At 30.2% G+C, this 8,005-nt stretch carries 5 protein-coding genes; 4 read left to right on the plus strand and 1 reads right to left on the minus strand.

The features are described 5' to 3' along the window. A partial coding sequence (locus ACLR9T_RS12845) for a hypothetical protein (RefSeq protein WP_413109903.1) occupies positions 1-266 on the plus strand: 266 nt, incomplete at its 5' end. Positions 267-352: 86 nt separating this feature from the next. Here the strand turns inward: ACLR9T_RS12845 and ACLR9T_RS12850 are convergent. Next, the gene (locus ACLR9T_RS12850; RefSeq protein WP_413109904.1) at positions 353-838 is read right to left on the minus strand and encodes a PTS glucose transporter subunit IIA; all 486 of its coding nucleotides are present in this window, start codon (positions 836-838) and stop codon (positions 353-355) included. 272 nt (positions 839-1,110) lie between these two features. Between ACLR9T_RS12850 and nagE the strand changes: the two genes are divergently transcribed. From nagE to ACLR9T_RS12865, 3 genes are all read left to right on the plus strand, one after another. Next, positions 1,111-2,568, plus strand: a complete 1,458-nt coding sequence (gene nagE, locus ACLR9T_RS12855) for an N-acetylglucosamine-specific PTS transporter subunit IIBC (RefSeq protein ID WP_413109905.1) — start codon at positions 1,111-1,113, stop codon at positions 2,566-2,568. Between the two features lie 15 nt (positions 2,569-2,583). Then, the gene (locus tag ACLR9T_RS12860; protein WP_413109906.1) at positions 2,584-3,411 is read left to right on the plus strand and encodes a PRD domain-containing protein; all 828 of its coding nucleotides are present in this window, start codon (positions 2,584-2,586) and stop codon (positions 3,409-3,411) included. Positions 3,412-3,717: 306 nt separating this feature from the next. Next, positions 3,718-8,005 (plus strand): beta-N-acetylglucosaminidase domain-containing protein (locus ACLR9T_RS12865; RefSeq protein ID WP_413109907.1); only part of this gene is annotated, 4,288 nt, incomplete at its 3' end.

Below are 8,005 nucleotides of genomic sequence, written 5' to 3' on the forward strand. Positions count from 1 at the left end.
AAGCAAATGCAATATTAAATAATCCAAATGCAACAAAAGAAGAAGTAGAAAATGCGATAAATGGATTAACAAAAGCAATGGCAGGATTAGAAGCTAATCCAACAAATCCACCAGTAGATAATGATGTTAATCCTGTAAAATCAGGAGACAGTACAGTAAATGCAATTAAAACAGGTGATGAAACAAATATTTTAATATTTATTTCATCAGGGATTATAAGTTTATTTGCCTTGTTGTATAGTAATAAAAAACAGAGAATTAAATAAAAAATAAAGATTCAAGCTCATAAGAGTTTGAATCTTTTAGGTTATATTTGTTTTAGTACTTAAATTTTTGTTATAAAAGAGATTGATTATTTATATGTATAAATTGTTTTACCCGCTTTTATGGTTGAAGAAGTAGTCATTGTTTTAATTGGATGGTTATGATGGTTACATATTACAATTGGAGTTATTATTTTATAATTGTATTTTTTTAGTAATTCATCACTTAAAGTGACGATAGGAGTCCCGACATCTACATCATCACCAACTTTTATTTGATAGTTATAATTAGCAGCACTAGGTTTTAATAATTGAATACCAATATGAACTAATATTTCAACACCATCAGGTGTTAAAATACCAAATGCATGTCTAGTTGGAGCGATTATATTTATTTTACCTTGGCAAGGAGCGTAGATACAATTAGAAGATACTTCAATTGCTAATCCATCCCCAATTAATTTATTTGAAAAAGCTTTGTCAGGGACATCATGTAAACTAATAATTTTTCCACTGACTGGTGCATATATCTGATTATTTTTATTTAAAGTAATTATTTTCGAAAAAAAATCCATTAATTTTCACCCCTCCTTTTAATAAAATAAAAAGACATTAGCTGCTATAAAAAAATAACCGCTAATGCCTAATTTAATAGTAACATCACAATTAAATTCTACCGTTTAATTTAAATAATGTCAACGGTCAATTTAGAATTATTTTTGGTAATTTTGAATTATTGTTTTGGTTGACATATTTTGATATTAGAGGTTATAATTTTACAAAGTGTAGAGATGGGGAATCTATAATATTTCATTTTGGGATAATGAATATATAAGGTAGGATAACGATGAACTATATTCAAAGATTAGGAAAGTCTTTAATGTTACCAGTGTCAGTAATGCCAATTGCTGCACTATTAAAGGGGATTGGGTATTGGATCGATCCCTTTGGTTGGGGAAGTAATAATTTAATTGCTGCGTTTTTAATAGAGTCTGGAACCGCAATTATTGATAATTTACCACTTTTATTTGCTGTTGGCATTGCAATAGGAATGATTCAGGAAAGAGATATGACTGTAGCTATATGTGCAGTAGTATCATATTTAATAGTGACTAGTCTATTATCGCCCAAAGCAGTGGCGTTATTTAGAGGAATTCCTATTGAACAAGTTCCCTTGGCATTTGAAAACTCTGCAAATACTTTAGTTGGGATTCTTGTTGGCTTAGTAGTAGCATTTAATTATCAGCATTTTTCTAAGGTTAAGTTACCAATGGCGTTCTCTTTTTTTGGAGGAAAACGTTTTGTACCAATTGTATCTACTTTTATGATGTTAATAATCTCGGCAGTTTTAATAGTTGTTTGGCCGTTATTATACAGTTTATTTGTTGGATTGGGAGAAGCAATATCTGGACTTGGACCAATTGGGGCTGGGTTATATGGTTTCTTTAACCGTTTATTAATATCAACAGGACTTCATCATGCATTAAATTCAGTATTTTGGTTTGATAGTGCTGGTATTAATGATATTGGAAAATTTTGGGGTACTGTATCGGGAGGAATTCCGGGAATTACAGGTATGTATCAAGCTGGTTTTTTTCCAGTAATGATGTTTGGATTGCCGGCTGCAGGAATTGCTATATATCAATGTGCACGACCAGAAAAGAAAAAACAAGTTGGATCAATTTTATTGTCTGCGGCTTTTGCTTCATTTTTAACGGGGGTAACTGAGCCATTAGAGTTTTCGTTTATGTTTGTGGCTCCAGTTTTATATGTAATCCATGCTGTTTTAACAGGAATTATGATGTTTATAGCTGCCTTTTTTCATTGGATTGCAGGTTTTGGTTTTTCAGCTGGTTTAATTGATTATATTCTTAGCATTCGTTCACCTTATGCAAATGATATATTTATGTTAATTCCTTTAGGAATAGTATGTGCGATTTTATATTATTGTATTTTTAGATTTATGATTGTGAGATATAATCTCATGACGCCGGGTAGAGAGATTGATGAACCGATTATTGAGGTTGATGAAAAAGAATATCATGTGTCTTTAACTACTGAAGATTATGATGAAATAGCAATTTTATTATTAGAAGCATTAGGAGGGCGTAGTAATATTGTTTTTGTAGATAGTTGTATTACACGTTTAAGGGTAGAGTTAAAAGATATAAATTTAGTTAATGAACAGGAAATTTTAGCAACTGGTGCTACAGGTATTGTTAAAGTTGGTAAAAGTAGTATACAAATTATTATTGGTACAGAAGTTGGCTTTATTGTTGATTCAATAAATGATATATTGATGTAGAAAGAGGTGGCAAAGTTGAAAATATTAAAAGTTTTTAACAATAACAGTGTAGCTGCGATTTCAGATGAGCTTGGTGATATTATTTTAACTGGTTCTGGTATTGGATTTCAAAAGAAAATTGGTGATTTGGTTGATGAGGCTAAGATAGAGAAAACATATTTATTTAAAGATGATCAAAAAAAGCGTTTTGAGCAATCTATTGACGAAGTCCCAGCTATTTATTTTGAGATTGCTAATAAGATAGTTGCTAAAGCTATTAAGGAGCTAGAAACAGATTTTAGTGGTGAAATTTTTATTGCTATAAGTGATCACCTTTCTTTTGCGGTTAAGAGAAAAAAAGAAAATGTGTATTTACCAAACATTATTTTAAATGAAACTAGGACATTATATAAAAAGGAGTACAAGGTTGGATTATGGGCCCTTGATTATATAGAAAGAAAGATAGGAATTCATTTAGATGATGATGAAGCGGGGTATTTAGCATTACATCTAGTTAATTTCTCTCTTAATGATAAAGCCAATAATGCAATGAAGATTGTCACTTTAACTAAAGAGGTACTAAATCTAATAAAATCAACAATGAAGATTGAATTAGAAGAAGATTCAATTGGTTATGCTCGAATTTCAATTCATCTAAAATATTTAGCAGAAAGAATTTTTAGAGATGAGACAGATAACTTTGTTGATACAACTTCAAATATTCGAGATATGCTAAAAGAAGATGCAAGATTAGCGTTATGTATTAATAGGATCGTAAAACTTATTGAAGATAGATATGATTATCATTTATCACCTGATGAACAAACATATTTGTGTATACATATAAAAAAGAATACAGAATAAAAGCAAGTATTTTAATAAATAATTGCTTTTTAATTTTAGTAAAAATTAACTAAATTGTATATTTGTTTCTAATAAAACATGACTTCTTATTTAGTGAAAGGAGTTGACAGTGATTTACGTAATGGTATAATATAGGTGCAGTAGGATTGTTACTTTAAGTAGGCAAGACCAGATACTATATATGCTTTTAGTGTATTTGTATTTGGTCTTTATTTATTTGTTACGTTCTTATGCAAAACCAAGGCATAAATTATTAGTAAACGTGGATGCTACTTTAGTTTATGGAATATGAGAAAGGGGAATAGAATGAGGAAAACATTTAAGAAAGCACTAGCGGTTGTTTTAACATTAACAATGACATTTAGTTCATTAGTTATGTTGAATACTGTAAGTGCAGAAGAAACGACAACTACTAATTACACAATTTATCCAACTCCACATGAAGTTGTTTATGGAAATGGTAATTTTGCTATTTCTGATGATGTAAATGTAGTTTATGATGGTGCTATTGATAGCTATACTAAAAATCATACTGTAGATGTTTTAGAATTATTAGATAAAACTAATACAGTGGGTAATGCTATTGATGGAAGCAAAACTAACTTAATAGTTGGGGTATATAACTCTAATGATTATGTAGATAAATATTTTAAAGATAATGCTCTAATTGAAGATGAGAATTTATTTACTAAATATGATTCATATATTTTAAGTATCAATGACGGTGTTATCGCAGTGTTAGGAAAAGATACTGATGCTGCTTTCCACGGGGTAACATCATTAAAACACATCTTTACCCAAGTTAAAGATAATAATATTTTAAATTTAAAAATTAATGATTATGCAGAAATTAAATCTAGAGGATTTATTGAAGGTTATTATGGAAATCCTTGGTCAAATGATGATCGTGCTGATTTAATGACTTTTGGAGGAGATTATAAATTAAATCAATATATTTATGCTCCAAAAGATGATCCAAAGCATAATAAACAATGGCGATCAATGTATACAGATGAAGAGTTAGAAGGAATAGCTAGATTAGCAGAAGCTGGTAATCAAAGCAAATGTTACTATGTTTATGCATTGCACCCATTTATGGCTAATAGTTTTAGATTTAATACTGATGCTAATTATAATGAGGATTTAAATGTTATTAAAACTAAATTTGAACAATTAATGAATGCAGGTGTTAAACAATTCTCAATTTTAGCAGATGATGCTGCTGAACCAGTTGGTGGAGGTGCAAGTTATGTTCGATTAATGACAGATCTAACTAATTGGTTAATTGAAAAGCAAGCAACAGTTGAAGGACTTAAAATTGATATGACTTTCTGTCCAGCAAACTATTATGGAAATGGTTTAGGACTAACATCTTTAAAAGGTATGCCAGATACTGTAAGTATTATCCAAACTGGTGGACAAGTTTGGGGATCAACAAATTCAACATTCTTAAATAATTTCAATAGTAGCATGGGTACTGCTCCATTTATGTGGATCAACTGGCCATGTAGTGATAATACTAAAGATGGTTTAATTATGGGTGGAGCAACTAGATTCTTAATTCCAGGTGCAGATCCAGCAAAAATGAAAGGGATTGTTTTAAATCCAATGCAGCAATCTGAACCAAGTAAACATGGTATTTTTGCTAATGCAGATTATGCATGGAATATTTGGGAATATGCTAGTGATTATGATAAAGTGTGGCATGATGCATTTAATTATATTGATCATGGAACGATTTATGATACCCCAGCTTCTATTGCGTATAGAGAGTTAGGTAAACATATGATGAACTCAAATACTGGTATACCTGAATCAGTTGAGTTAGCACCAAAATTAACTCAGTTTATGAGTGATTTAAATGCTGGTAATGATATTATTGCTAAAGCAGACGATTTAATTGCTGAATTTAAATTATTACAAGATAGTGTCAATACTTATCGTAATAATCCAGGAAATGAAAGAACTAGAGATCAAATTATTTATTGGTTAGACTGTTGGCAAGATACAACTGAGGCAGTTATTAATTATTTAAATGCGGCTAAAGCATTACAAAATGAAGAAGATAGTAGTGTCATTTGGGATTACTTTGCTGCAGGTCAAGCTGCTTTTGATGAATCCAGAACACATGGTTTCCATTATGTTGATCATATTGAATATGCAAAAGTAGGTAGACAGCATATTTATCCATTTATGCAAAATTTAGATACTGTTTTATCAGAAAGAGTATCAAGTATTGTTAATCCAGGACAACAATCTGTTAGATACATTACTAATCGTACTGATACCCCAGCTGGATCAGTTAATAACGCATTAGATAATAATGCTAGTACAGAAGTAGTTTATAAAACACCAAATAGTATCACAGCTGGTACATATGTGGGTATTAGCTATACAAAAGGAATTGATATTGATTCTGTAACATTTAAATTAGGGCAAAGTGGAAATTTAAATGATACTTTCTTAAAAGCAAAAGTTCAATATACAATTGATGGTAAAGAGTGGATAGATGTAAATGGTGAAGAATATGATTTACCACAAGAAATTAATTTAACTTCTCTTAATTTAAAAGATGTTAAAGGTATTAGAATGATTGCAACTGTTGATAAAACAAATACTTGGTTAGGTGTTCGGGATATCGTAGTTAATGGTAAAGGTGTTGATGAAGAAACCAAAGAAAAATACAATGCTAGTGTTATTAAAACTTCAAGCTATGGTATATATAGTAACTATGTTGAAGCTAATTTAATAGATGACAATGATAATAGCTTTGTATGGTATAATCAAAATACTCAAGTTGGTGATTATATCGGGCTTGATTTAGGAGAAGTAAAACCATTAGGTGTTGTAAGATTTATTATGGGTAATTCTGGTAATGATTACTGGAATAAATATGATTTAGAGTATTCAAGTGATGGTGAAAACTATACTGTATTTGCAAGTTATAGCCAAAATGTTGAAAAGAAAACTGTAGAGGCTGATTTAACAGGAATTAAAGCACGTTATGTTAGAGTTAGAAATACTCAGGCTAAAGGTGTTTGGACGAAGATGTCTGATTTTAGAGTTAATAAACCTAGTGAAACATTTGTAGATACAAATAATGAAGCTTTAAAAAATATTACAACAAATATCGAAACAAGTACTGCTTTAGTAGTTCCAACAAATTCAGTTACATTAAATGTTGATGAATATCTTGGTATTACATTACCAAGAATTAGAGATTTAGCTAACATTGATTTACAATTAGTAAATGGTGATGGGTTAACATTACAAGTTTCAAAAAATAAAGTTGATTGGGTAGATGTTGATTCAACAAGCTCTGATTTACCAGACGCTCGTTATGTAAGATTAATTAATAAGACTGATACTCCAATCACATTCGATATTACTAAGTTTGAAGTAAATTCAAATGAATTATCAGGACCTAGTTTATTAGATAGTGATATTGGAATCAACTCATCTTGGGGTGTAGCTGAAGATTGTCGTAATAATGGTGCGGCATTCGATGGTAATGTAAATACAATTACAGAATTTGCTGATTTACCACAAGAAGGACAATATATTATTTATGACTTAGGACAAGAAAGAACAATTAATAAGTTAGAAATGTATTGTCAGGATACAGCTGTAAACTATCTTCGTGATGCTGATGTTCTAATTTCAAATGATTTAGAAAATTGGACAAAAGTTATTACAATTGGTGATGGAATAGAAAATACCAATGATGCTGATATTACATGTCTAAATTCTGATGCTGGATATAAGGCATCTAGTAAATATCCTAATAAAGTTTATGTAGAAGGTACAGCAGATAATGTAAATGCACGCTATATAAAAATATTAATTACTGCGGCAAATAAAAATCGTGCAGTTGTATTTAATGAAATTGTAATTAATGACGGTGAATATGTTCCAGTTTCTAATGATCCAACATTTGCCTCAAATGTAATTGAAAAACAAGGTTTTGTACCACAAAATATGTTTGATGGTAACTTATCAACTGAATATAGACCAGATACCACTGATGCTGGATATATTAGTTATACACTTTCTGAAAATTTAGATGTAACAAAAATTAATGTTATTCAAAAAGGATCTATTAGCAATGCTAAGGTATTAGCATTGGTAGATGGTCAAAATGGTAGAGAATGGGTACAAATTGGTTCGTTAAGCAAATCATTAAATGAATTCTATTTACCATTCTGGTCAAATATTTATGAATTAAAATTTGAGTGGGAAGCAAATAGTGTTCCTACTATTAGTGAAATCATTATGATTAATGATAAAGATTTACTTCCAAATCGTGATGATTTACAAGCATATGTAGATGGCTTAAAGATTGATGAAGATCAATATACTCCTGAAACATACCAAAATTTTGCAGAAAAACTTTCAGATGCAAATGCAGTATTATCTAACAATAACAGTTCTCAAAAAGAAATAGATAATGCTTTAGAAGCATTACAAGAAGCTGTCAATAATTTAGAATTTGTTGAAGCGCCAGTTACAAACAAACTAGCATTGCAAGTAGCGGTAGAAACAGCAAAAGCAGTCAGTGAAGAAACACTTAATGGTGTTGTACCAGCAGTAGCAG

The organism is Thomasclavelia sp., assembly GCF_047249845.1.
GTDB lineage: Bacteria > Bacillota_I > Bacilli_A > Erysipelotrichales > Coprobacillaceae > Thomasclavelia.

Coding starts and splice junctions, on each gene's coding strand:
- ACLR9T_RS12850 (WP_413109904.1), bottom strand. CDS start 838: ATGGATTTTTTTTCGAAAATAATTACTTTAAATAAAAATAATCAGATA.
- nagE (WP_413109905.1), top strand. CDS start 1,111: ATGAACTATATTCAAAGATTAGGAAAGTCTTTAATGTTACCAGTGTCA.